25 protein-coding genes and 1 other RNA gene are annotated in these 24,684 nt (G+C 63.8%); 22 read left to right on the top strand and 4 right to left on the bottom strand.

The window, feature by feature from the left end; genetic code table 11:
• The first annotated feature begins 3 nt into the window (after positions 1-3).
• From eda to VSR72_RS11005, 3 genes are all read left to right on the top strand, one after another.
• On the top strand, positions 4-645 hold the full coding sequence (gene eda / locus VSR72_RS11015; RefSeq protein WP_342952392.1) for a bifunctional 4-hydroxy-2-oxoglutarate aldolase/2-dehydro-3-deoxy-phosphogluconate aldolase: 642 nt from the start codon (positions 4-6) through the stop codon (positions 643-645).
• Positions 646-944: 299 nt separating this feature from the next.
• A complete protein-coding gene (locus tag VSR72_RS11010; RefSeq protein WP_342952391.1) occupies positions 945-2,306 on the top strand; it encodes a GntP family permease in 1,362 nt (453 codons plus the stop codon).
• Between the two features lie 15 nt (positions 2,307-2,321).
• Positions 2,322-2,831: a gluconokinase gene (locus tag VSR72_RS11005; RefSeq protein ID WP_342952390.1), complete on the top strand. Its 510-nt coding sequence runs from the start codon at positions 2,322-2,324 to the stop codon at positions 2,829-2,831.
• A 70-nt stretch (positions 2,832-2,901) separates the two neighbouring features.
• Here the strand turns inward: VSR72_RS11005 and purB are convergent, their stop codons facing one another.
• Positions 2,902-4,290, bottom strand: a complete 1,389-nt coding sequence (gene purB, locus VSR72_RS11000; protein WP_342952389.1) for an adenylosuccinate lyase — start codon at positions 4,288-4,290, stop codon at positions 2,902-2,904.
• Between the two features lie 243 nt (positions 4,291-4,533).
• Between purB and VSR72_RS10995 the strand changes: the two genes are divergently transcribed.
• From VSR72_RS10995 to VSR72_RS10965, 7 genes are all read left to right on the top strand, one after another.
• Complete coding sequence (locus tag VSR72_RS10995; RefSeq protein WP_342952388.1) at positions 4,534-6,336, top strand: tetratricopeptide repeat protein; 1,803 nt, start codon at positions 4,534-4,536, stop codon at positions 6,334-6,336.
• Between the two features lie 99 nt (positions 6,337-6,435).
• Positions 6,436-7,392, top strand: a complete 957-nt coding sequence (locus VSR72_RS10990) for a LysR family transcriptional regulator (protein ID WP_028201941.1) — start codon at positions 6,436-6,438, stop codon at positions 7,390-7,392.
• Positions 7,393-7,593: 201 nt separating this feature from the next.
• Positions 7,594-8,880 carry a Glu/Leu/Phe/Val dehydrogenase gene (locus VSR72_RS10985; RefSeq protein ID WP_342952387.1) on the top strand — a complete coding sequence of 429 codons (1,287 nt, stop codon included), beginning with the start codon at positions 7,594-7,596 and terminating at the stop codon, positions 8,878-8,880.
• Positions 8,881-9,058: 178 nt separating this feature from the next.
• A complete protein-coding gene (locus tag VSR72_RS10980; RefSeq protein WP_342952386.1) occupies positions 9,059-9,952 on the top strand; it encodes a glutamate/aspartate ABC transporter substrate-binding protein in 894 nt (297 codons plus the stop codon).
• An 89-nt stretch (positions 9,953-10,041) separates the two neighbouring features.
• A complete protein-coding gene (locus VSR72_RS10975) occupies positions 10,042-10,782 on the top strand; it encodes an amino acid ABC transporter permease (RefSeq protein ID WP_342952385.1) in 741 nt (246 codons plus the stop codon).
• Positions 10,782-11,459, top strand: a complete 678-nt coding sequence (gene gltK / locus VSR72_RS10970) for a glutamate/aspartate ABC transporter permease GltK (protein WP_342952384.1) — start codon at positions 10,782-10,784, stop codon at positions 11,457-11,459. Before VSR72_RS10975 ends, gltK begins: the two co-directional genes overlap by 1 nt.
• The gene (locus VSR72_RS10965; protein WP_342952383.1) at positions 11,456-12,181 is read left to right on the top strand and encodes an amino acid ABC transporter ATP-binding protein; all 726 of its coding nucleotides are present in this window, start codon (positions 11,456-11,458) and stop codon (positions 12,179-12,181) included. Before gltK ends, VSR72_RS10965 begins: the two co-directional genes overlap by 4 nt.
• Positions 12,182-12,248: 67 nt before the next feature.
• Here the strand turns inward: VSR72_RS10965 and VSR72_RS10960 are convergent, their stop codons facing one another.
• On the bottom strand, positions 12,249-13,157 hold the full coding sequence (locus tag VSR72_RS10960; RefSeq protein ID WP_342952382.1) for a class II glutamine amidotransferase: 909 nt from the start codon (positions 13,155-13,157) through the stop codon (positions 12,249-12,251).
• A 325-nt stretch (positions 13,158-13,482) separates the two neighbouring features.
• On the opposite strand from VSR72_RS10960, the gene pyrC reads away from it, so the two are divergent.
• The 3 genes from pyrC (at position 13,483) to rnpB (ending at position 15,957) form a co-directional block, all read left to right on the top strand.
• Complete coding sequence (gene pyrC / locus VSR72_RS10955; protein WP_342952381.1) at positions 13,483-14,538, top strand: dihydroorotase; 1,056 nt, start codon at positions 13,483-13,485, stop codon at positions 14,536-14,538.
• A gap of 71 nt (positions 14,539-14,609) precedes the next feature.
• Positions 14,610-15,476, top strand: a complete 867-nt coding sequence (locus VSR72_RS10950; RefSeq protein ID WP_342952437.1) for a DUF3025 domain-containing protein — start codon at positions 14,610-14,612, stop codon at positions 15,474-15,476.
• Between the two features lie 70 nt (positions 15,477-15,546).
• Positions 15,547-15,957, top strand: an RNA gene (gene rnpB, locus VSR72_RS10945) — RNase P RNA component class A.
• 81 nt (positions 15,958-16,038) lie between these two features.
• On the opposite strand, the gene VSR72_RS10940 is transcribed toward rnpB, so the two are convergent.
• On the bottom strand, positions 16,039-16,461 hold the full coding sequence (locus VSR72_RS10940) for an OsmC family protein (protein WP_342952380.1): 423 nt from the start codon (positions 16,459-16,461) through the stop codon (positions 16,039-16,041).
• Positions 16,462-17,075: 614 nt separating this feature from the next.
• Here VSR72_RS10940 and rplM point away from each other — a divergent pair.
• The 3 genes from rplM to erpA all read left to right on the top strand — a co-directional run bounded on the left by rplM (position 17,076) and on the right by erpA (position 18,485).
• The gene (gene rplM, locus VSR72_RS10935) at positions 17,076-17,504 is read left to right on the top strand and encodes a 50S ribosomal protein L13 (protein ID WP_027795838.1); all 429 of its coding nucleotides are present in this window, start codon (positions 17,076-17,078) and stop codon (positions 17,502-17,504) included.
• 11 nt (positions 17,505-17,515) lie between these two features.
• Complete coding sequence (gene rpsI / locus VSR72_RS10930; RefSeq protein ID WP_028209425.1) at positions 17,516-17,908, top strand: 30S ribosomal protein S9; 393 nt, start codon at positions 17,516-17,518, stop codon at positions 17,906-17,908.
• Between the two features lie 211 nt (positions 17,909-18,119).
• Positions 18,120-18,485, top strand: coding sequence for an iron-sulfur cluster insertion protein ErpA (erpA, locus tag VSR72_RS10925; protein ID WP_042262553.1), 366 nt, complete (start codon positions 18,120-18,122; stop codon positions 18,483-18,485).
• A 73-nt stretch (positions 18,486-18,558) separates the two neighbouring features.
• Here the strand turns inward: erpA and VSR72_RS10920 are convergent, their stop codons facing one another.
• Positions 18,559-19,713: an anhydro-N-acetylmuramic acid kinase gene (locus VSR72_RS10920; RefSeq protein ID WP_342952379.1), complete on the bottom strand. Its 1,155-nt coding sequence runs from the start codon at positions 19,711-19,713 to the stop codon at positions 18,559-18,561.
• 303 nt (positions 19,714-20,016) lie between these two features.
• Here VSR72_RS10920 and VSR72_RS10915 point away from each other — a divergent pair, with 303 nt between their 5' ends.
• The 6 genes from VSR72_RS10915 (at position 20,017) to VSR72_RS10890 (ending at position 24,663) form a co-directional block, all read left to right on the top strand.
• The gene (locus VSR72_RS10915; RefSeq protein WP_342952378.1) at positions 20,017-20,295 is read left to right on the top strand and encodes a type II toxin-antitoxin system RelE/ParE family toxin; all 279 of its coding nucleotides are present in this window, start codon (positions 20,017-20,019) and stop codon (positions 20,293-20,295) included.
• A 12-nt stretch (positions 20,296-20,307) separates the two neighbouring features.
• Complete coding sequence (locus VSR72_RS10910) at positions 20,308-20,619, top strand: HigA family addiction module antitoxin (RefSeq protein WP_342952377.1); 312 nt, start codon at positions 20,308-20,310, stop codon at positions 20,617-20,619.
• A 136-nt stretch (positions 20,620-20,755) separates the two neighbouring features.
• Complete coding sequence (tyrS, locus tag VSR72_RS10905) at positions 20,756-22,009, top strand: tyrosine--tRNA ligase (RefSeq protein WP_342952376.1); 1,254 nt, start codon at positions 20,756-20,758, stop codon at positions 22,007-22,009.
• Positions 22,006-22,476 (top strand): D-aminoacyl-tRNA deacylase, encoded by a 471-nt coding sequence (dtd, locus tag VSR72_RS10900; RefSeq protein WP_342952375.1) that lies wholly within the window; start codon positions 22,006-22,008, stop codon positions 22,474-22,476. The genes tyrS and dtd overlap by 4 nt, the downstream gene beginning before the upstream one ends.
• A 31-nt stretch (positions 22,477-22,507) precedes the next feature.
• Positions 22,508-23,191: a histidine phosphatase family protein gene (locus VSR72_RS10895; protein WP_342952374.1), complete on the top strand. Its 684-nt coding sequence runs from the start codon at positions 22,508-22,510 to the stop codon at positions 23,189-23,191.
• Between the two features lie 326 nt (positions 23,192-23,517).
• A complete protein-coding gene (locus tag VSR72_RS10890) occupies positions 23,518-24,663 on the top strand; it encodes a branched-chain amino acid ABC transporter substrate-binding protein (RefSeq protein ID WP_342952373.1) in 1,146 nt (381 codons plus the stop codon).
• Positions 24,664-24,684 lie beyond the last annotated feature (21 nt).

The raw sequence follows: 24,684 nt of genomic DNA, 5'->3' as shown, positions 1-24,684 counted from the left end.
AACATGGCAAATAACGCAGTCGCCGACATCGTCCGCCTGGGTCCCGTCATCCCGGTGCTCGCATTCGACACGCCGGAGCAGGGCGAGCACGTGTCCCGCGCGCTCCACGCGGGCGGCGTGAAGGTGCTGGAAATCACGCTGCGCACGAAGGCCGGTCTCGAAGCGATCGAGCGCGCCGCGAAAATCGCGCCGGACATCGTCGTGGGCGTGGGCACGATCACGAAGCCCGAGCACTGCGCGCTCGCGAAGAAGGCTGGCGCGCAGTTCGGCGTTTCGCCGGGCCTCACGCGCGAGATCCATCAGGCTTCGCTCGACGCGGGCCTCCCGCTTCTGCCGGGCGTGATGACGCCGACCGACATCATCGTCGCGATGGAACTGGGCTACGAGATCGTCAAGTTTTTCCCGGCGGTTCCGGCCGGCGGCCTGAACATGCTGCAGGCTTTCCATGGCCCGTTCCCGACCCTCAAGTTCTGCCCGACTGGCGGTATCAGCGCCGAATCCGCGCCGACCTTCCTCGCGCTGCCCAACGTGGTGTGCGTGGGCGGTTCGTGGCTCACGCCGAAGGCCGCCATCGCCGCGCAGAACTGGGACGAAGTCACGCGCCTCGCGCACGCCGCGAGCGAGCTGTCGCGCCCGGTGCGCTAACCGCGCGCCTCTGCGTGATGCTCTGACGCACGCGCCGCATGTTGCGGCGCAACGATGACTGGAACGCCGCGCCCCGGTAGTCTGACGGGCGGGCAACGAGCCGCGCAAACGTCGCCTTTCAGGCGCGCGCTTTGCGCGGCTCGCGTGTCTTTCAAGGACGCTGCACCAAAAGTCGTTATAAGCTCTACAATCCCCGGCCCGGCGACGGCCGGTACTTTTGTCCCGCGTGGGCGCAGCTACGCTCACCCGTCGCCGCACAGGGCAAAAGGAACTCGAACAACTACCTGGAGAGGAGCCTCATGGGAGTGGCCCACGGCAGCATGCTGCTGATTTACGCGCTCGTCGCGATCGCCGCGTTGATCCTGCTGATCACGCGCTTCAAGGTTTATCCGTTTCTCGTCCTGATCATCGTTTCGCTGCTGCTCGGCCTTGCCGTCGGCATGCCGATGGATCAGATCGTCAAGTCGTTCGAAACCGGCAACGGCAACACGCTCGGCCACATCGCCATCGTGGTGGGCCTCGGCACCATGCTCGGCAAGATGATGGCGGAGTCGGGCGGCGCCGAACGCGTTGCCACGACGCTCATCCGCTGGTTCGGCGAGAAGAACATTCACTGGGCCATGATGGTTGTCGCGATCATCGTCGGCTTGCCGGTGTTCTTCGAAGTCGGCTTCGTGCTGCTCATTCCGATCGCGTTCAACGTCGCCAAGCGCACTGGCAAGTCGCTGCTGCTGATCGGCTTGCCGATGGTAGCGGGTCTTTCGGTCGTGCACGGGCTGATTCCGCCGCACCCCGCCGCGCTCCTCGCCGTGCAGGCGTATCACGCCGACATCGGCAAGACCATCGCTTACGGCCTGATCGTGGGTGTGCCCACGGCGATCATCGCTGGCCCGCTGTTCGCGCTCTTCATTCATCGCTTCATCAAGCTGCCGGAAAGCAATCCGCTTTCCGAGCAGTTCGTGAGCAAGGCCGATCCCAAGCCCGATAGCGAACTGCCGGGCTTCGGCATCACGCTCTTCACGATCCTGCTGCCGGTGATCCTGATGCTGGTCGGCAGCTGGGCGGACCTCGTGTTCACGCCCAAGACGTTGCCGAACAATCTGTTGCACTTTATCGGCACGTCCGACGTCGCGCTGCTGATCGCCGTGCTGGTAAGCTTCTGGACCTTCGGCGCGCAACGCGGCTTCACGCGCGAGCAGATCCAGAAGTTCTGCGGCGACTGTCTCGCGCCGATCGCGGGCATCACGCTGATCGTGGGCGCGGGCGGCGGCTTTGGCCGCGTGCTGATGGACAGCGGCGTATCCAAGCAGATCGTCGAGCTGGCGCAGAATGAGCATCTCTCGCCGCTGTTGCTCGGCTGGCTCGTCGCCGCGCTGATCCGTCTCGCAACGGGCTCGGCCACGGTCGCCATGACCACGGCCTGCGGCATCGTCGCGCCGATCGCATCGGCCAGCGCCATGACCGTGAAGCCGGAACTGCTCGTGCTCGCCACGGGTTCGGGCTCGCTGATCTTCTCGCACGTCAACGACGGCGGATTCTGGCTCATCAAGGAGTATTTCGGCATGACCGTGGGTCAGACGTTCAAGACCTGGTCGTTGCTGGAGACGATTATTTCGCTGCTGGGGCTTGGGCTCACGTTTGCCTTGGCGGCGGTGTTGTAGAAACAGGAGCAGTAAATGATTCTGATCGCGATGGGCGTGTCGGGCGCAGGCAAGACACGCATCGGCGAATTGCTCGCCGAGCGCCTCAAGTGCACCTTCACCGATGGCGACGCCTTCCACAGCGAAGCCAACAAGAAGAAGATGCACGACGGCATTCCCCTCACCGATGACGACCGCTGGCCGTGGCTGCGCACGATTCGCGCGGCGATCGAGGAGAAGCAGCGCGCCCACGAAACTGCCGTGTTCACCTGCTCGTCGCTCAAGCGCTCGTATCGCGACATCCTGCGCGGCAACGATCATGACGTGTGCTTCGTCTATCTGAAGGGCTCGTTCGAAGTGCTGCACGAGCGGCTTGCTTCGCGCACCGGCCACTTCTTCGACCCGACGCTGCTGCAAAGCCAGCTCGACACGCTCGAAGAGCCGGGCGCGGACGAGGCGATCGAAGTGAGCATCGAACTCACGCCGGAACAGATCGTCGACGAGGTGATGAAGCAGATGGAAGCGCGCCGCAATCAGGCGTCCTGATTTCACGGCGGTAAACAAAAAAGCGCTCGATTCAATCGAGCGCTTTTTTTATGGCCTTACGGTGTAGCGATTACGAAATCCGCTTCGCCAGTTCCACCGCCTTGCCGACGTACGATGCAGGCGTCATTTCCAGCAGACGCTTCTTCGCGTCTTCAGGAATCGCGAGACCGCTGACGAACGTCTGCAGCGCTTCGCGCGTGATGCCCTTGCCGCGCGTGAGTTCCTTCAACTGCTCGTACGGGTTCTCGATGCCGTAGCGGCGCATGACCGTTTGCACCGGCTCGGCCAGCACTTCCCACGTGGCGTCGAGGTCGTCGTTCAGGCGCTGCGGGTTCACTTCGAGCTTGTCCAGACCGCGGATCAGCGCGTCGTACGCGAGCAGCGAGTAGCCGAAGGCCACGCCGATGTTGCGCAGCACCGTCGAGTCGGTGAGGTCGCGCTGCCAGCGCGAAACAGGCAGCTTGTCGGCGAGGTGACGCAGTGTGGCGTTCGCGAGGCCGAGGTTGCCTTCCGAGTTCTCGAAGTCGATCGGGTTGACCTTGTGCGGCATCGTCGACGAACCGATTTCGCCGGCCTTCGTCTTCTGCTTGAAGTAGCCGAGCGAGATGTAGCCCCACACGTCGCGGTCGAGGTCGAGCAGGATCGTGTTCGCGCGTGCCACGGCGTCGAACAGTTCCGCCATGTAGTCGTGCGGCTCGATCTGGATCGTGTACGGGTTGAACGTGAGCTTCAGGCGCTGCTCGACGACTTCCTTCGAGAACGCTTCCCAGTCGAATTCCGGATACGCCGAAAGGTGCGCGTTGAAGTTGCCGACCGCACCGTTCATCTTGCCGAGCAGTTCGACCTTCTCGATGCGCTGGATCGCGCGCGCGAGACGTGCCGCAACGTTGGCGATTTCCTTGCCGAGCGTGGTGGGGCTGGCCGGCTGGCCGTGCGTGCGCGAGAGCATCGGCTGCTCGGCATGCGTGTGCGAGAGCGTGACGAGCCGCTGATGCACCGAGCGCAGCGCCGGCAGGATCACGTGCTCACGTGCGCCCGCGAGCATCAGGCCGTGCGACGTGTTGTTGATGTCTTCCGAGGTGCAGGCGAAGTGGATGAACTCGCTTGCGCGCTCCAGTTCCGGCTGACCCTTCACCGACTCCTTGAGCCAGTACTCCACGGCCTTCACGTCGTGGTTCGTCACGCGCTCGATGTCCTTGATGCGCGCGGCGTCGTGCGCCGTGAAGTTCTCGGCGAGCTTGAGCAGGAATTGCTCCGACGCTTGCGAGAAGCGCGGCACTTCCGCGAAGCCGGCCTGCGACAGCGCGATCAGCCAGTGAATTTCTACGGTCACGCGGTTGCGCATGAACGCGGCTTCCGAGAGCCAGTCGCGCAGCGCTTCGGTTTTCGAGGCGTAGCGGCCGTCGAGCGGGGAGAGCGCGTTGAGCGCGAAGAGGGTATCGGGACGAGTGTCGGACATGATGGGGACGTAACGTGGCGCGTTACGCTCAGTTGGCAGTCGGTTGCAGTCAGATTAAAGACGGCGGGAACCCGAGATTTTATCACCTCGCCGACAGGGGCCGAGGCCGGCGCTGTCAGTGGCCGTTTGCGACGGGCACTGAGGCGTTCCGTCGCGCCACTGTCTTAACGGGATCGGAAGTTTTGAGACGGAGATAGAGTGCGCTCACATCAAAAGTTTGCGCTTAATCAAATATTTGCCACCATGACAACCGATGCTCCCACTCTCTCATCCGAACAGGCCGCTGCACTGATCGACGCCGGTCTCGCTTACCACCGCGCGGGCCAGATCGACGACGCGCAGGACCTTTACGCGTCCGCACTCGATGCGCACCCCGAACATCCCGACGCGCTGCACTACCTTGGCGTGATTGCGCTCGGCCGCAACCAGCTGACGGAAGCCGCCGCCCTGATAGACCGCGCGCTCGCGCAGACGCCCGACAACGCCGAATATCTGGCCAACCGGGGCGTGGTCGCGACCCGCCTGGGCGACCATGCAGGCGCTGCCGCCTGGCAGCGCAAGGCGCTGGCGCTTGCACCCGCTTTCGCGAACGCGCACAACAATCTCGGCAATGCGCTGATGGAACTCGGCGATATCGCCGGCGCCGCGCAGCACTATCGGCATGCGCGTTCGCTGGAGCCGCAATCCGCGCACTTTGCGTTCAATCTCGGGCGCGCACTGGAAGCCAACGGTGAAAAAGATGCCGCACTTGAGGCGTTCCGCACAGCCGCCGCGCTCGATCCCCGCGATCTGAAGACGCTGATCCACATGGGCCGGCTGCTGCGCGCGACGGAGAAGCACGCCGAAGCGGCCGCCTGCTTCGAGCGCGTGATCGCACGCGAGCCCGACAACGTGGTCGCGCTCTTCGAACTTGGCTATGCCTACGACGCGATGCACCGCTATGAAGAGGCCATTCCGCTTTACCGGCGTGCCGCGGAACTCAAGCCCGATGGCGCGGGCATTATCAACAATCTGGCATTCGCGCTGACCGCGCTGGCGCGCTACGACGAGGCGGAGGTCTACTATCGCCGCGCACTGGAGCTCAATCCCGACTTGCCGGAATCGCGCTTTCAGCTCGGCATGCTGATGCTGCGGCGCGAAGACTACGAAGGCGGCTGGCCGCTCTTCGAGAACCGCAAGCTCACCTCGACCGCCAAGGCCAACTACCGCAAGCGGCCATGCGCCGAATGGCAAGGCGAGCCGCTCGAGGGCAAGCGCTTCCTGATTTGCCGCGAGCAGGGCGTGGGCGACCAGATCCAGTTCGTACGCTATGCGGGCCTGCTCGCGCAGATGGGCGCGCAGGTCCACGCGTGGGTCGCGCCGGAACTGGCGTCGCTCGCTGCCACGGTGCCGGGCGTGGCACGCGTGCTCGACGCTGCGCCGAGCGACGAAACCATCGCATCGGAATACGACTACTGGTGCGATGTGATGAGCCTGCCGCTGAAATTTCCTGGCCGGCCCATCTACGCCGACATGCCGTATATGCGCGCCGACACCGTGCAGGCGGCAGCCTGGCGCGCACGTGTGAACGCGCTGGCCGGCGCCGCGCGTCGCCGTATCGGGATCGTCTGGGCGGGCAACCCGCGCCACCATTTCGACGCTTTCCGTTCCGTGCCGCTCAAGTCGCTTCTGCCGCTCTCCGCGCTCACCGGCAACGCCTGGTTCGCGATCCAGAAGGGTCCTGGGGCCGCGCAGCTCGCGCCGGTTGCGGGCCGCTGGCCGATGGATGCGCTCGGCGACGATCTGCACGACTTCGCGGCCACGGCGGCGCTCATCGAGGCGCTCGACCTCGTGATCACGGTCGATACGTCGGTGGCGCACCTGGCAGGCGCGCTGGGCAAGCCCGTTTGGGTGCTGCTTGCCGCGCAGCCTGACTGGCGCTGGGGCAAGGATCGCGCCGGTTCGGTCTGGTATCCATCGGCGCGCGTATTCCGCCAATCCACGCTCGGCGACTGGAGCGGCGTGGTCGCCGACCTGGAAGTCGCGCTCTCCGAGGCGTCCCGCTAAGGCATCCGGCCGCCGCGGCGCGCGAAATTCGCCGCGCCGGCGCCCAGGCGTGCGCCCGCGGGCCTAGAATGCGGACTTCGCATCCGCACGTTGGCCCGCATGGAACTCAAATGGCTCGAAGACTTCGTTTCGCTGGCGGAGACGCATAGTTTCAGCCGCTCGGCCGAACTGCGCCACGTGACGCAGCCGGCCTTTTCGCGCCGCATCCAGGCGCTCGAAGCGTGGCTCGGCACCGAGCTGATCGATCGATCGGTTTATCCGACGCGCCTCACCGCGGCGGGCCAGGTCTTCTACGAGCAGGCGCTCGCGATGCTCTCGCAGTTTCACGAGGCGCGCACGCTGTTGCGCGGCCATACGGCCACACCCGCGGCGACGATCGAGTTCGCCGTGCCGCACACGCTTTCGCTCACGTATTTTCCGCGCTGGCTGCAGCGCATCGAGGCGAAGCTCGGCCGTATCCATACGCGGCTGCGCGCGTTGAACGTGCACGACGCCGTGCTCTCGCTCGTGGAAGGCGGCTGCGATCTCGTGATGGGCTATCACCACCCGAGCCACCCCGTGACGCTCGACCCCGCGCGTTACGACACGCTGACGCTCGGCATCGAGTCGATCAGCCCGTATTCGGCGCCGCAGCGCGCGGGGCGTGCGCGTTACACGCTGCCCGGCACGCCCGATGCGCCCACACCGTATCTCTCCTACACGCCGAATGCGTATCTCGGCCGCATGACCGAGGTGATCGTTGCCAACGCACCGGCGCGGCTCTATCTGGACCGCGTGTACGAAACCGACATGGCAGAAGGGCTCAAGGCGATGACACTGGCCGGTCACGGCATCGCCTTTTTGCCGCACAGCGCGGTGGAGGACGCCGTGGCCCAGGGCGAGCTGATCCGCCTCGACCGCGGTACGCGTGGCGTGCCGGAGGGCCAGTTCACGCTCGACATGGAGATTCGCCTCTATCGCGACAAGCTCGCGACGCAGGGCGACGACGCGCGCCAGGCGCTCGTGCGCGAATTGTGGGAGGCAGTCAGCGAGGAACTTGCGCAGGGCAAGCGCTGACGAAGCGGCAATGTGAGTTCAGAGCAGCCACGCAAACAGTCAGGCTATTTCAGCCTGTAAGGCTTGAGCCACGGCGCCCGCGACACGTTTTTTCGACTTCGGGGACGTTATGCACGAAAAGCATAACGGGATGATCAAACGGCATTGGATTTCAGATGGGCGTTTTCTGACAATGGCACCACTTGTTCGATCGGAGCGTTCATGTCATCCCAACTGCAGTCGGTTCCTTCCTATCTCCACGCCGATGATCTCGGCCCCTGGGGCAACTATCTTCGTCAGGTCGACCGCGTGGCGCCGTATCTCGGCTCGCTCTCGCGCTGGCTTGAGACGCTCAAGCGTCCGAAGCGCATCCTGATCGTCGACTGCCCCATCGAACTCGACAACGGCACCGTTGCGCACTTCGAAGGCTATCGTGTCCAGCACAACGTGTCGCGTGGTCCCGGCAAGGGCGGCGTGCGTTATCACCAGGACGTTACGCTCTCCGAAGTAATGGCGCTGTCCGCGTGGATGTCGGTGAAGAACGCTGCAGTGAACGTGCCGTACGGCGGCGCGAAGGGCGGTATCCGCGTCGATCCGCGCACGCTCTCGCGTGGTGAGCTCGAGCGCGTGACGCGCCGCTACACCAGCGAAATCGGCATCATCATCGGACCGAACACCGACATTCCCGCGCCGGACGTCAACACGAACGAGCAGATCATGGCGTGGATGATGGACACCTACTCGATGAACCAGGGCCAGACGGCTACGGGCGTCGTGACGGGCAAGCCCATCTCGCTCGGCGGCTCGCTCGGCCGCCGCGAAGCCACGGGCCGCGGCGTGTTCGTCGTCGGCTGCGAGGCCGCGCGCCGCACGGGTCTGTCGATCGATGGCGCACGCATTGCCGTGCAGGGCTTCGGCAACGTGGGCGGCATTGCCGCACGCCTCTTCCAGGAAGCGGGCTCGAAGATCGTGGCCGTGCAAGACCATACCGGCTCGCTCTACAACTCGAGCGGCATGAACGCGGAAGCGCTGCTCGAGCACGTCGCGAAGACGGGCGGCGTGGCGGGCTTCTCGGGCGCTGAAGTCATGGCGAACGACGAATTCTGGACCGTCGAAACCGACATCCTCATTCCGGCCGCGCTGGAAAACCAGATCACGGAAAAGAACGCGGGCAAGATCCGTACGAAGATCATCGTGGAAGGCGCGAACGGCCCGACCACGACGGCGGCGGACGACATCCTGCACGACAAGGGCATTCTCGTGATCCCCGACGTAGTGGCCAACGCGGGCGGCGTGACTGTTTCGTACTTCGAGTGGGTGCAGGACTTCTCGAGCTTCTTCTGGACCGAGCACGAGATCAACGAACGTCTCGAGCGCGTGATGCGTGAAGCGTTTACGGCGGTTTGGCAGGTCTCGAGCGAGCAGAAGGTCTCGATGCGTACCGCTGCTTTCATCGTTGCATGTAAACGCATCCTGATGGCGCGCGAAATGCGCGGTCTGTACCCCTGATCGCATGACGAATCAGTGACAAGTTTTTGCGCTGCACATCAAGGCGCATAGAAGGCGGACGTTCTCCACAAGGGGGCGTCCGCCTTCGCACTTTCCGGCGTTGTGCCAGGGTCACTCTTAATTCTTTCAGAATAATTACTTTGCTAAACTAACGGCGGTTCTTGTACCGGAGAAAACAATGCAAATCAAAAAGACCGCCTCTCTGCTCGCACTCCTTGGTTTCGTCGCCACCAGCGCTTTCGCGCAGGACGCGGGCACACTCAAGAAGATCAAGGACACGGGCGTCATCTCGCTGGGGCACCGCGAGTCGTCCATTCCTTTTTCGTACTACGACGACAAGCAGAATGTGATCGGCTACTCGCAAGACTACGCGATGAAAATCGTCGAAGCGGTCAAGCAGAAGCTGAACATGCCTAATCTGAAGGTCAAGATGGTGCCCATCACGTCGCAGAACCGCATTCCGCTCGTGCAGAACGGCACGGTGGACATCGAATGCGGCTCGACCACGAACAATGCCGAACGTCAGCAGCAGGCCGCCTTCACGAACACGATCTTCGTGATCGGCACGCGCCTCATGACGAAGAAGGACTCGGGCATCAAGGACTTCGCCGACCTCAAGGGCAAGACCGTTGTGACGACGGCAGGCACGACGTCCGAGCGCCTCCTGCGCAAGATGAACCAGGACAAGAGCATGGGCATGAACATCATCAGCGCGAAGGACCACGGCGAGTCGTTCATGACGCTCTCCACGGGCCGCGCCGTGGCGTTCATGATGGACGACGCGCTGCTCGCGGGCGAGCGCGCCAAGTCGAACAACCCGGGCGACTTCGTGATCGTCGGCCAGCCGCAGTCGCGTGAAGCGTACGGCTGCATGATGCGCAAGAACGATCCCGAGTTCAAGAAGGTTGCTGACGACGCCATCGCCAAGGTGCAGACTTCGAGCGAAGCCGAAGCGATCTACAAGAAGTGGTTCGAGTCGCCGATCCCGCCGAAGGGTCTCAACCTGAACTTCCCGATGAGCGACGACATGAAAGCGCTGTTCAAGAATCCGAACGACAAGGCGATCGACTAACACGGCCCCGGCCGGTCGACCCGCATTTAGCGTTTAGCACGGAACGGAAGAAGCGCCGCTTCTTCCGTTCTTTTTCTTGGAGTCTCTTTATGTCCTATCACTGGAACTGGGGCATTCTGCTCAGCCCGGTCTCGACGGGCGAACCCACCACGTACCTGGGCTGGATCCTCTCCGGCCTCTGGGTGACGGTCTCGGTGTCGCTGTGCGCGTGGGTGATCGCGCTCATCGTCGGGTCGTTCTTCGGCGTGCTGCGCACGGTGCCAAACAGGTTTCTTGCGGGCGTTGGCACGGTTTACGTGGCGATCTTCCGCAATATTCCGCTCATCGCGCAGTTCTTCATCTGGTATTTCGTGCTGCCGGAAATCGTTCCGCAATCGCTAGGCAATGCGTTCAAGCAGTCGCCGCCGGGCGTGCAGTTCTTTTCGGCGTCGGTCGTATGTCTCGGGCTGTTTACCGCGGCGCGCGTGTGCGAACAGGTGCGCTCGGGCATCAATGCGCTGCCGCGCGGCCAGCGCGCAGCCGGGCTCGCAATGGGCTTCACGCAGTGGCAGACGTACCGCTATGTGCTGCTGCCCGTGGCGTATCGCATCATCGTGCCGCCGCTCACCTCCGAGTTCCTCAACATCTTCAAGAACTCGGCGGTCGCTTCGACGATCGGCCTGCTCGATCTGTCGGCCCAGGCGCGTCAGCTCGTCGACTACACGGCGCAGACTTATGAGTCGTTCATCGCAGTCACGCTCGCTTACGTGATCATCAACCTCGTCGTCATGACGCTCATGCGCTGGGTCGAGGCGAAGTCGCGTCTGCCCGGCTACATCGGAGGCAAGTGATGCATCACTTCGACTGGAGCGGTATTCCGGGCGCGATGCCCACGCTGTGGACGGGAGCGATCATCACGTTCAAGATCACGCTGTGTGCGATCGTGGTCGGCATTCTGTGGGGGACGCTGCTTGCGCTCATGCGCCTGTCGAGCGTGAAGCCGCTCGAATGGTTCGCCAAGGGCTACGTCACGATCTTCCGCTCGATCCCGCTCGTGATGGTCCTGCTGTGGTTCTTCCTGATCGTGCCGCAGGTGCTGCAAAACTTGCTGGGCCTTTCGCCCGACATCGACATTCGCCTGGCTTCCGCCATGATCGCGTTCTCGCTCTTCGAGGCCGCGTATTATTCGGAGATCATTCGCGCGGGCATTCAGGCGGTGCCGCGTGGGCAGGTGAACGCTTCGTTCGCGCTCGGCATGCGCTACGGCCAGGCCATGCAATACGTGGTGCTGCCGCAGGCGTTCCGCGCGATGGTGCCGCTGTTGCTCACGCAGGCCATCGTGCTGTTTCAGGACACCTCGCTCGTGTACGTGATCAGCCTCGCCGACTTCTTCCGCACGGCCACCAATATCGGCGATCGTGACGGGACGATGGTCGAGATGGTACTGTTCGCGGGCGCGTGTTATTTCGTGATTTGCGTGATCGCGTCGAGCCTTGTGAAAGGTCTTCAGAAAAAGGTCGCAAGATGATTTCAATTAAGAACGTTTCGAAGTGGTACGGCCAGTTTCAGGTGCTGACCGACTGCACGACGGAAGTGAAAAAGGGCGAGGTGGTGGTGGTGTGCGGGCCTTCGGGCTCGGGCAAGTCCACGCTCATCAAGACCGTCAACGGGCTCGAACCGTTCCAGCAGGGCGAGATCCTCGTGAACGGCGAGTCGGTGGGCGACAAGCGCACCAATCTCTCGAAGCTGCGCTCGAAGGTGGGCATGGTGTTCCAGCACTTCGAGCTGTTCCCGCATCTGTCGATCACCGAGAATCTCACGCTCGCGCAGATCAAGGTGCTCGGCCGCGGCAAGGACGAGGCCACGCAAAAGGGCCTGAAGCTGCTCGACCGCGTGGGTCTGCGCGCGCATGCCGACAAATTCCCGGGCCAGCTCTCGGGCGGTCAGCAGCAGCGCGTGGCGATTGCACGCGCGCTCTCGATGGACCCCATCGCCATGCTGTTCGACGAGCCGACCTCGGCGCTCGACCCCGAGATGATCAACGAGGTGCTCGACGTGATGGTGGAGCTTGCCCAGGAAGGCATGACCATGATGTGCGTGACGCACGAAATGGGCTTTGCCAAGAAGGTCGCGCACCGCGTGATCTTCATGGACCAGGGGCTCATCGTCGAGGACGACCAGAAGGAAGCCTTCTTTGCGAGCCCGAAGTCGGATCGCGCGAAGGACTTTCTGGCGAAGATCCTGCACTGAAGCTTTGTATGCTCGAAAAAAAGCCGCGCTCGATGCGCGGCTTTTTTCGTTTAGGGCGTCGCGGGGCTTACTCGCCCCAGGTCTGCAGTGCGGCCACGGCTTCCACGTCGATCTCGCCCGGCTGCCCGGCGCACGGTGCGCTGGCCGATGCGTCGAGCGAAGGATTGGCGAGCTTGTCGAGCACCTTCTGCGGCACCGGCACTCGCGTCTGGGCGATCACGTCGCCATGCTGGAACATCAGCAGGTCGCCGGGGGCGAAGCGCGTCCAGACCTCGTTGTCGGTGAGCGGCGCGGTGGCGATCACGGCCACGCGGTCCTCGGGCGTCGTGTACTTGGCGAAGTCGATGGAGACGTCGGCATCGACGAGATGCGCCGTCGAAAACGGCCAGCGGCGCACGAGGTAGTAGAGATGCGTCGAGCAATGCGCGAACAGCGCCTGGCCGTTCGACATCAGGAAGTTGAAGACGCCGAACTGCGTGACCTCGCGCGTGAGCGACTCGAGCGCGGCGAACAGTTCGTCGAGCGGCGGCTGAGCGCCTGGGAACGCCTTGCGCAAGCCTTGCAGCAGGAAGCAGAACGCACGCTCGCTATCGGTCGTGCCAACCGGCTGATACACGCCCGACATCACCGGATTGAAGTCCTGCAGGTCGCCGTTGTGCGCGAAGATCCAGTGCCGACCCCACAGCTCGCGCTGGAACGGATGACTGTTCTCGAGCGCGCAGTTGCCCTGCGTGGCCTTGCGGATGTGGGCGATGGTGTTGCGCGACTTGATGGGGTAGTGCTTGACCATCTCGGCGATCGGCGAACGCGCCGAAGCCTCGTTGTCGATGAAGAGGCGGCAGGCCTTGTCCTCGAAGAACGCGATACCCCAGCCGTCGGCGTGGTGATCGGTGGCGCCGCCGCGCGCCGCGAATCCTGTGAAGGAGAACGTGACGTCCGTCGGCGCGGCGCAATTCATTCCGAGAAGTTGGCACATGGTGCTGATGGTGCGTGATGCAACTAAAGCGACTGAGACGGCTCGTGCGGCGGCTGCAGCGGTGGGCGGGACCCGCCGTCGACCCGGTACAATAATGATTTTCCAAGCATATCACCGGCCTGCGGGTCGCCAATACGAATTTTGTCGGATGCATTGCAGGCTTGCGTAGAAGCGCGCGAGCCGGCGTCAATGCAGCACAAATTGTCGTGTGTACGCGACGGTGCGGGCAATGCGTGCGTTGGTCCTGTAGCGCTCAACGCCGCGCTTTTTGCAGTGATATGCCCGGAATTTCGCTGCTCACTCATTACCGCGCCTGATTCCTGCCATGAACGCCTCTTCCCTCACGACTCTTACGCTCGCCCGCCCCGACGACTGGCACCTGCACGTGCGCGACGGCGCCATGCTCGCAGCGGTGCTCCCGCATACGGCGCGCCAGTTCGGCCGCGCGATCATCATGCCGAACCTCAAGCCGCCCGTCACGACGACGGAGCAGGCCGCCGCCTACCGCGAGCGCATTCTCGCGGCGCTGCCGGCGGGCTCGACGTTCGAGCCGCTGATGACGCTTTATCTCACCGACAACACGCCGCCCGAGGAGATTCGCAGCGCGAAGGCGAGCGGCTTCGTGCACGGCGTGAAGCTATATCCGGCGGGCGCGACGACGAATTCGGACGCCGGCGTGACGGACATCCGCAAGTGCGCGAAAACGCTCGAAGCGATGCAGGAAGTGGGCATGCCGCTCCTCGTGCACGGTGAAGTGACGAGCGCCGACATCGACTTGTTCGATCGCGAGAAGGTCTTCATCGACCGCGTGATGACGCCGCTGCGCCGCGATTTCCCGGCGCTCAAGGTGGTGTTCGAGCACATCACGACGAAGGACGCCGTCGACTACATCCGCGCCGATCACGCTGCTCCGGGTCTGCTCGGCGCGACGATCACCGCGCATCACCTGCTCTACAACCGCAACGCGATCTTCCAGGGCGGCATTCGTCCGCATTACTACTGCCTGCCCGTGCTCAAGCGCGAGACGCATCGCGTGGCGCTCGTGGAGGCGGCGACTTCGGGAGATCATCGCTTCTTCCTCGGCACCGACAGCGCACCGCACCCGAAGGGCCTGAAGGAGCATGCGTGCGGCTGCGCGGGCTGCTACACGGCGCTGCACGCGCTCGAGCTGTACGCCGAAGCATTCGACAACGCAGGCGCGCTCGACAAGCTCGAGGGCTTCGCGAGCTTTTACGGCGCGGACTTCTACGGCGTGCCGCGCGCGACCGAAACGGTCACGCTGCGCCGTGAGACCTGGACGCTGCCCGCCGAAGTCGAAGCGGGCGACACGCCCGTCGTGCCGCTGCGCGGCGGCGAGACGATCGGCTGGAAACTCGCTTGAACGAGGCGGGGCAGGGTGTGGCTGCGGGGGCAACGATCGGTGCAGCCCACGCAGTCGATGCGCCCGCACCGATGCTTGCGCGTGCTCCGCGCAGGACCATGCCGCTGGGCAGTTTTACCGACGTCGACTGGACGCGCCCCTGGTTCGCGCAACACGAAGCACGAGGCCGGCGATGGCAGCAGGCTGCGCTGGCGGGCTACGCGACGTACCTGGATGAACTGAACGCCGATGCGGTGGCCGCTGCCCAGAGCACGGGCCGTGGCCAGCCGCTGCGCTTCATCGCCCAGGACGATCTGCCCGAAGGCTCGGCCTACGAGGCGCATATCGCAGCGACGGGCTGCGTGCCGACGCGCCACAACCTCCACGACTTCTTCAACGCACTCGCCTGGTTCGCGTTCCCGCGCATCAAGGCGACGCTTAACGCACGCCAGGCCGCAGCAATCGACGTGCTGGGCGTGGGTCCCGCACGCGGCGGCGTGCGCGACGCGCTCACGCTGTTCGACGAGAATGCGGTGCTCTACGCCTCTTCGGACGCGGTGCTGATCGCTGCGCTGCGCGGCTTCGACTGGCGCACGCTGTTCGTGACGCAGCGCGCGGGCTGGGAAGCGACTCTCGAAGAGACGATTGGCAAGGCCCGTTGCGAAGTCCGCGTCTTCGGCCATGCCCTGCTCGAAAAATTGATCTCGCCTTATGCGGCATGCACGGCGCACGCGTGGGTGGTCGAGGTGCCGCAAGCGTATTTCACGTGGCCGCGCGCGCAACGCGACGCGTATCTGGACGAGACGGTGAGCGCCACGCTCGCGACCGACGCCGCGCTCAACGGGCGCAGCTTCGCGCCGCTGCCGGTGCTCGGCATTCCGGGCTGGTGGGCGCAAAACGAGGCCCCGTCGTTCTATGACGACGCCATGGTCTTTCGGGCAGGCCGCCGCGCGCGCTAAAAGGCTTCGGGGCCGCTAGCGATCCGGCCCCAGGCGCCAGGCGCCCGCGCGTGCTAATATCGCGCCTCGCAAAGCAGGCCAGGCAGTCGCGGCTCCGAGGTTTCGGCCAAGGAGGCGAGGAAAGTCCGGACTCCACAGGGCAGGGTGATGGCTAACGGCCATCCGTGGCGACACGCGGAACAGGGCAACAGAGAACAGACCGCCGATGGCCCGATTTCGGTCGGGATCAGGTAAGGGTGAAACGGTGCGGTAAGAGCGCACCGCGTCTGCGGTGACGTAGACGGCACGGTAACCTCCACCCGGAGCAATTCCAAGTAGGCAGGCGCGCATCTTCGGGATGCAGGATGGGGCCCCCATTCCGTCTGCGGGTAGGAAGCTTGAGCGCGTCAGCAATGGCGCGCCTAGAGGAATGGCTGCCACGCGCGGCGCGTCTTCGGACGCGGCGTGTGCACAGAATCCGGCTTATCGGCCCGCTTTGCAGCCTCATTCATGCAAAAAGCCGGCGCGGTTCATCGAAGAACCGCGCCGGCTTTTTCGTTTGCAGCCAAGCTTGCCGCGGATCTTAAGCCGCGACGATCTCGAACGTATGCGTGATCTCGGCGGTCTTGCCGATCATGATCGACGCCGAGCAGTACTTGTCGTGCGAAAGGTTGATCGCGCGCTCAACGGTGGCCGGGTTCAGGTTCTTGCCGGTCATGGTGAAGTGGAAGTGGATCTTCGTGAAGACCTTCGGGTCTTCGCTGGCGCGCTCGGCCTTGAGCGTCACGCTGCAGCCGCTCACTTCCTGGCGGCTCTTCTTGAGAATCAGCACCACGTCGTAGGCCGTGCAGCCGCCGGTGCCGAGCAGCACCATTTCCATCGGCCGCGGCGCGAGGTTGTGGCCGCCGCCTTCCGGCGCGCCGTCCATGTTGACGAGGTGGCCGCTGCCCGTTTCGGCTGCGAACGCCATGCCGTCCTGACCCATCCAGCTAACTTTGCATTCCATGTACGTATGCCTCTGCGCGGTTTCTTGATTCAGACGGCATTGTAGCCCGCGCCTTACTGGTATGCCCGAGGGGGCGCCGCGGCGCGCGGCTTATGCCACGTGCTTGAATGTTGCGGCGCGGCATCCTAAGAACAAGGCAGATTTCCCTTACGCAATTAGGGGTTTCGCTCTAGTCGTGCCGCATGATTTTCGCGGCGTCTCTTCGCAGGATGATGATTTTTAAGGAATTTATTTTCGGCGTGCCATCATTAGTGAATTTCACATTGTGGTTCTTGATTTCGCAATGCAAATCCTCTTGCGCCGCACAAGGCCCATCCGTATAATTCATCTCATTGGTTATCGTGCTTCACGACACCTCAGCATGTCTCCTCCACCCTCCTCCAAAGAGTGGATTAAGCCCGAACAACGCGTTCGGGCTTTTTTTCGTCTGCCGCCTACGTTTTGCCTCTGCCGCAAGCAATTTTTTTGACTTGCGGCCAAATTTCCCTTTATAATCGTAGGTTTCCCGCATCCATGCCCGCGGGAGAAAAACAGGGAGAGCCTGCGCCGACGTCAACGAGCGTCACCATACAAGCAGGACCAAAACTGGGCACAGCATTTTTTTTGGATCGATCATGAAGACTTTTTCCGCCAAGGCACATGAAGTGCAGCGCGAATGGTACGTGATTGACGCGACGGATAAGGTTCTCGGCCGTGTCGCCAGCGAAGTGGCACGCCGTCTTCGCGGCAAACACAAGCCTGAGTTCACCCCGCACGTCGACACTGGTGATTTCATCATCATCATCAACGCCGGCAAGCTGAAGGTCACGGGCAACAAGACCACCGACAAGAAGTACTACCGTCACTCGGGTTACCCGGGCGGTATCTACGAAACGACGTTCGGCAAGATGCAAGAACGCTTCCCGGGCCGCGCGCTCGAGAAGGCCGTGAAGGGCATGCTGCCGAAGGGCCCGCTCGGCTACGCGATGATCAAGAAGCTGAAGGTCTACGCTGACGCAACGCACCCGCACTCGGCGCAACAGCCGAAGGCGCTCGAGATCTAAGGGGAGCCCACATGATCGGTAACTGGAATTACGGTACGGGCCGCCGCAAGAGCGCGGTCGCTCGTGTCTTCATCAAGTCGGGCAAGGGCGAAATCGTCGTCAACGGCAAGCCCATCGCCGACTACTTCTCGCGCGAAACGTCGCTGATGATCGTGCGTCAACCGCTGGAACTCACGAACCACGGCACGACGTTCGACATCAAGGTGAACGTGACGGGCGGCGGCGAAACCGGCCAGGCCGGCGCAGTTCGCCACGGCATCACGCGCGCGCTGATGGACTACGACGCAACGCTCAAGCCGGCACTGTCGCAAGCTGGCTTCGTTACGCGTGACGCACGTGAAGTGGAACGTAAGAAGGTCGGTTTCCACAAGGCACGTCGCCGCAAGCAGTTCTCGAAGCGTTAATCGTTTCGGGCCTGTGCCCTTCGCGGGGCACGGTGCTGCTGCAAAAGCCGTCCGCGCCCCGTGCGCCGGGCGGCTTTTTCGTTTTACCGGCGCGTCCCTTGTGTGGCGCGCAAGCTGCGAAAGGTTGGAGAAACCCTTGATATTGTGGGCTTAAGCACGATATCGGGAAGAGCCCTACAATAGCGGCTAGAAGCTTTTTTGGAGAGTTCGAATGAGCGCTGTCACCGAAACTACCGCGACCGAAATGCCCGGTCCCTTCGTTTTCACCGAAGCAGCGGCTGACAAGGTCAAGCAACTGATCGACGAGGAAGGCAACCCGGAGCTGAAGCTGCGCGTATTCGTGCAGGGCGGCGGCTGCTCGGGCTTCCAGTACGGATTCACGTTCGACGAGACGGTCAATGAAGACGACACCGTGATGAACCGCAACGGCGTCCAGCTTCTGATCGACTCGATGAGCTATCAGTACCTCGTCGGCGCCGAGATCGACTACAAGGACGATCTTAATGGCGCGCAATTCGTCATCAAGAACCCGAACGCGACCACCACGTGCGGTTGCGGCTCGTCGTTCTCGGTTTGATCGATTTGCTGCAATAAAAAACGGGGCTTCGGCCCCGTTTTTTATTGGTGCGCGCGCTCAGTAGTGCGCTCACTCAGCGCGGGTAAATCGCTCCCAGCACGCGCTCGCCGGCAGCCCCGGTTACGGCCGCGAGATTGCCCGGCTCGCGCGCCACGCAGCGCATGGCGAGCCACGCAAACGCAAGTGGCTCGACCTGTTGCGGCGGGACGCCGAGCGCGTCCGTCGTCATCACTGGCACGCCCGCCACTCCGCCCGTTTCGAGCGCCTTTTGCAGCGCCGCCATCAAAGCCGCATTGCGCGCGCCTCCGCCGCAGACGTAGACGGCGCGGCAATCGCTCGCATGACGCTCGATCTCGCGCGCCACGCTCACGGCGGTCAGTGCGACCAGCGTGGCCTGCACGTCGGCGGGCGTGAGCGCCTCGAAGCCCTTGAGCTTGTCGTCGAGCCACTGGGCGTTGAAGAGATCGCGGCCGGTGCTCTTGGGCGGCTGCTGTTCGAAGAACGGTTCGTCGAGCAGGGCATTCAGAAGCGGCTGATGCAGATTGCCGCTCGCGGCGAACTTGCCGTTCTCGTCATAGGGCTTGCCCAGATGCCGCTCGGCCCAGAGGTCGAGCAGGGCGTTGGCCGGACCGCAGTCGAAGCCGCGCACGCCGCCCGTCGACGAGAGCACCGTGATATTGCTGATGCCGCCCAGGTTGCAGACCACGCGCGTATCTTCCTGCGAGCCGAACAGCGTCGCGTGGAACGCGGGCACGAGCGGCGCGCCCTGGCCGCCCGAGGCGACGTCGCGGCTGCGGAAGTCGGCGATCACGTCGATGTGCGTGAGTTCGGCGAGCAACGCCGGGTTCTGGATCTGCACCGTGTAGCCCTTCTCCGGCCGATGCCGCACGGTCTGGCCATGCGCGCCGATTGCCCGCACATCGGCCGCTGAAACATTGCCCGCGCACAGCAACTCATGGCAGCACACCGCGTAGCGCGCAGCCAGCGCGTTGCCGGCGAGCGCTTCGCGCTCGATCTCGTTCTCGCCTGGTTGCTGCAACGAAAAGAGCGCCTCACGCAGTCCCTGCGCGAAGCCGACGAACGCCTCGGCCAGCACTACGGGCCGCTGGCCCGCCTCGAAGCGTACGGCAATGCCGTCCACGCCATCCATGCTCGTGCCCGACATCAGGCCGAAATACACGCCGTCGGCGGCGTGTGCGCTGTCGTTTCGTGCGTCTCGTGGCGCCACGTTGTGCTCCTTTATCAATGCAATTCAGTGCCCTGCGAGGGAATTATCTGCGTAATGCCGCTCGAGCGTAAGCCGAACGGCTGACTGTTGGCCGCCTTCCCGACGTGGGACGCTCCTCTTCGCCGCTTGAGCGCGAGCGGCACTGGAGCCCTGCGCGAAATCAACCCCTTGAGCCTCTATGTTGACTGCGCAACGCGCTATCCGTATAGTGAGCCTATACGCTATACGGATAGCGCGCACCGGCCTCAAGCCGGACCCGGGCTCCAGACCCACCCATGTTCGAACTGCTTAGTCTGGAGAATCATGATCAAGTCGTGGAATCACAAAGGGCTGAAGGCGTTCTTCTTCACCGGCAGCAAGGCGGGCATCCGGCCCGATCACATACCGCGCCTGCGGCGCCAGTTGGCGCGGCTCGACGAAGCCGAGTCGCCGCGGGACATGAACGTCGCGGGCTGGCGCTGCCATGCGCTGGAAGGCCGTCTCGACGGCCACCACGCAATTCTCGTCAACGGCAACTGGCGCCTGACTTTCGCTTTCGAAGGCCGCCACGCGGTCCTTGTCGACTATCACGACTACCACTGAGGCACGAGCAAGATGAACGACACGATACGCATGCATAACCCGCCGCACCCCGGCGAAACGCTGCGCGAGGACATCCTCCCTGAGCTGGGGCTCACGGTGACCGAGGCCGCGGCGCAGCTTGGCGTCACGCGCGCGGCGCTTTCGCGCGTGCTCAACGGCCGCGCCGGCATTTCGCCGGAAATGGCGCTGCGCCTCGAGGCATGGCTCGGTGAGGAGAACGGCGGCCGCGCCGATCTGTGGCTCGCCATGCAGGTCGCCTACGACCTCTGGCAGGCGCGCGCAAAGGGCGTGCCGCGCGTTGAGCGCGCCGCCACCCGTTCCTGAGCGCGGGGTTCCTGGCGCGCGCCGCGAGCAAACGCCGCGCGCGCGAGGCCCAAACACCCGCAAACCTCAGCCTCGCGAGTCGAATCACGTAAAATCTCGGTCTAGACCCAGACTTAACGACAGAACCGATCGAAGCATGAGCAACGAGTCCACATCCACTTCCGGCGCAAAAGACGCCTTTCCGGTCACCGACGAAGTCCGTCACGCGCTTGCCGTCACGAAGCGCGGCGTGGACGAACTGCTGATCGAAGAAGAATTCGAGCAGAAGCTCGCCCGCAGCGCGGCCACCGGCAAGCCGCTGCGCATCAAGCTCGGCCTCGACCCGACCGCGCCCGACATCCACATCGGTCATACGGTCGTGCTCAACAAGATGCGCCAGCTGCAGGATCTCGGTCACAACGTGATCTTCCTGATCGGCGACTTCACCTCGCTGATCGGCGACCCGTCGGGCCGCAACGCCACGCGTCCGCCGCTCACGCGCGAGCAGATCGAGTCGAACGCGAAAACGTACTTCGAGCAGGCCGCGCTCGTGCTCGACCGCGAAAAGACCGAAATCCGCTACAACAGCGAATGGTCGATGCCGCTCGGCGCCGACGGCATGATCAAGCTCGCGTCGCGCTACACGGTCGCGCGCATTCTGGAGCGCGAGGACTTCACCAAGCGCTTCCAGGGCGGCGTGCCCATCTCGATCCACGAATTCCTGTACCCGCTGATGCAGGGCTACGACTCGGTCGCGCTCAACGCGGACCTCGAGCTCGGCGGTACGGACCAGAAGTTCAACCTGCTCGTTGGCCGCGAACTGCAGAAGCAGTACGGCCAGGAACAGCAGTGCATTCTCACGATGCCGCTGCTCGAAGGCCTCGACGGCGTCGAGAAGATGTCGAAGTCGAAGAACAACTACATCGGTATCAGCGAGAAGCCCAACGACATGTTCGGCAAGCTCATGAGCATTTCCGACGTGCTGATGTGGCGTTACTTCACGCTGCTCTCGTTCCGGCCGATGGCGGAAATCGAGGGCTTCAAGCGCGAGATCGAAGCAGGCCGCAACCCGCGCGACTTCAAGGTGCTGCTCGCGCAGGAAATCGTCGCGCGCTTTCACTCGCAGGCCGACGCCGAGCGCGCGCTCGAAGACTTCAACCATCGCGCCAAGGGCGGCGTGCCGGACGACATTCCGTCGGTCACGCTCGCAGGCGCGCCGCTCGCCATCGGCCAGTTGCTCAAGCAGGCCGGGCTCGTACCGTCCACGAGCGAAGCGCTGCGCAACATCGAACAGGGCGGCGTGAAGATCGACGGCGCCACCGTCTCCGACAAGGGCCTCAAAATCGAAGCGGGCGAGTTCGTCGTGCAGGTGGGCAAGCGCCGCTTCGCGCGCGTCACGCTCACCGCATGATTGCGCTGATCCAGCGCGTGCGCCGCGCCGAAGTGCGCGTGGTCGAAGGTGAAAGCGAGCGCGTGACCGGCGCGATCGGCCAGGGGCTGCTCGCGCTGGTTTGCGCGGAGCGCGGCGACAACGAGGCCAATGCCGACAAGCTGCTCGCGAAGCTGCTCGGGTATCGCGTGTTCAGCGACGCGGCGGGCAAGATGAACCTGAGCGTGCAGAACATCGACGGCAACGGCGCCGCTGGCGGCCTGCTGCTCGTCTCGCAGTTCACGCTGGCGGCCGACACGAACAGCGGCCTGCGCCCGAGCTTCACGCCGGCTGCGCCGCCCGAAGAAGGGCGGCGTCTGTTCGATTATTTCGTCGCCGCCGCGCGCGAGAAGCATACGACTGTCGAGACCGGCGAATTCGGCGCCGACATGCAGGTGTCGCTCGTCAACGACGGCCCCGTCACGTTCTGGCTGCAGGTGCGTAACTGAACCATACGCTTTTGACTATGCGCTTTTGACCATGAACACGCAGATCCTCTTCATCCGCCACGGCGAAACGGACTGGAACCGCATCAAGCGCATCCAGGGACATATCGACATTCCGCTCGCTGAAAGTGGCGTGGCACAGGCGCAGCAGCTGGGCGCACGGCTCGCGAAAGAAGTGCCGTCGGGTGCGCGGCTCGACGCAATCTGGTCGAGCGACTTGTTGCGTGCGCAACAGACGGCGCGGCCCATTGCCGAAGCCCTGGGCTTGCCGATACAGCTCACCGAAGGCCTGCGCGAGCGCAACTATGGCGCGTTTCAGGGCCACGACAGCGACGAAATCTCCGAGCGCTTTCCGGATGAGTACGCGCACTGGCAAACGCGCGACCCCGGCTTCGCGCCGCCCGAGGGCGAGTCGCAGCGCGAGTTTTACCACCGCGTGCTGCACGCGCTCGAGCCGATCCTGGCCATACATCCGGGTGGCCGCATTGCGTGTGTCGCGCACGGAGGCGTGCTCGACTGCGTGTACCGCTTTGCCAATGGCCTCGCGCTCGACGCGCCGCGCGCGTGGCCGCTCCTCAACACGAGCGTGAATGTCGTCGATTTTGAACGCGACGACTACGTGACGCAGGCGCGCGTAGTCGCATGGGGCGATGTGGCGCATCTGGGCGGTGTCAGCGCCGACGATGGCTTCAAGCGCACGCCCGAGCCGGGGCGCTAACCGGTCTTCTCACACAGCGCGGTGCTCTTCCGCGCTGTCCTGTTTTTCCCCGCCTTTCCCATCTCTACGTCGTTCCCCCGCCGCGCCTTCGTTCAGACCAAGGCCTCGGCGATTCCCTTTCCGTTCGCCTGCAGGTTCTTTCCAAAGCCCAACCACAAAGTTAAGCGTCCTGCTAACATTTGTCCGACCTTTGGGCGCTCTGGCCACCGGGTTTGAACCCGGCCCTGCGTTGAAGAGGGACGCGCGCGCATGACAAGCGTGAGGCCGCGTGCCCAAGGTTGTTATACGAACGGGTATTCCCAGAAAAACACGCAGGAGAAAGTTCAATGACGTTCAAGCTTCACAAGCTGCTGCCGGTGAGCGCAGCGGTCATGGCGCTCGCAGCGCTGTCGGGTAACGCGGCGGCCGACCAGGTCGTCAAGATCGGCCACGTCGGGCCGCTCACGGGCGGTTCGGCCCACCTTGGCAAGGACAACGAGAACGGCGCGCGTCTCGCCATCGAGGAAATCAACGCCAAGGGCCTCACGATCGATGGCCAGAAGATCACGCTCGCGCTCGACGCCCAGGACGACGCCGCCGACCCGCGCCAGGCCACCCAGGTCGCGCAGAAGCTGGTAGACGACAAGGTCGTGGCCGTGATCGGCCACCTGAACTCGGGCGCATCGATCCCGGCTTCGAAGATCTACAGCGACGCGGGCATCGTGCAGATCTCGCCGTCGTCGACCAATCCTTCGTACACGCAGCAGGGCTTCAAGACCACGTACCGCGTGGTCGCGACCGACGCCCAGCAAGGCCCCGCGCTCGCCGACTACGCGGCCAAGAGCCTGAACGTGAAGACCGTGGCCGTGGTCGACGACTCGACCGCGTATGGCCAGGGCCTCGCGAACGAGTTCGAGAAGACGGCGAAGTCGCTCGGCATGAAGGTGCTCTCGCACGACGCGACCAACGACAAGGCCGTCGATTTCCGCGCAATTCTCACGAAGATCAAGGGCGAGAACCCCGACGCGATCATGTACGGCGGCATGGACGCCACCGGCGGCCCGTTCGCGAAGCAGGCAAGGCAACTCGGTTTGCGCGCGAAAGTGCTGTCGGGCGACGGCGTGTGCACGGAAAGCCTCGCAGAACTCGCGGGCGCAGCGACGGACAACATCGTATGCTCGCAGGCCGGCATGGCGGTCGAGCGCATGAATGGCGGCGCGGCGTTCGCGGCGAAGTACGAGAAGCGCTTCGGTCACCCGATCGAATTCGACGCGCCGTTCACGTATGACGCTGTGTACATCGTCGTCGACGCGATGAAGCGCGCGAACTCCATCGACCACGCGAAGGTCCTCGCGCAGATCCCGAGCACGGACTTCAAGGGCGTGATTGGCGAGACGACCTTCGACGCGAAGGGCGACCTCAAGCACGGCGTGATCTCGCTCTACAACTACAAGGCGGGCAAGAAGACGCTGCTCGACGTGGTGAAGATGTAAGCACGCTGGCACCTCAACGTG

The sequence above is a fragment of the Paraburkholderia sp. JHI869 genome, assembly GCF_038900775.1.
Classification (GTDB): domain Bacteria; phylum Pseudomonadota; class Gammaproteobacteria; order Burkholderiales; family Burkholderiaceae; genus Paraburkholderia.
The sequence above is the reverse complement of the archived record's forward strand: the minus strand, read 5'-3'. Positions and strand labels throughout refer to the sequence as shown.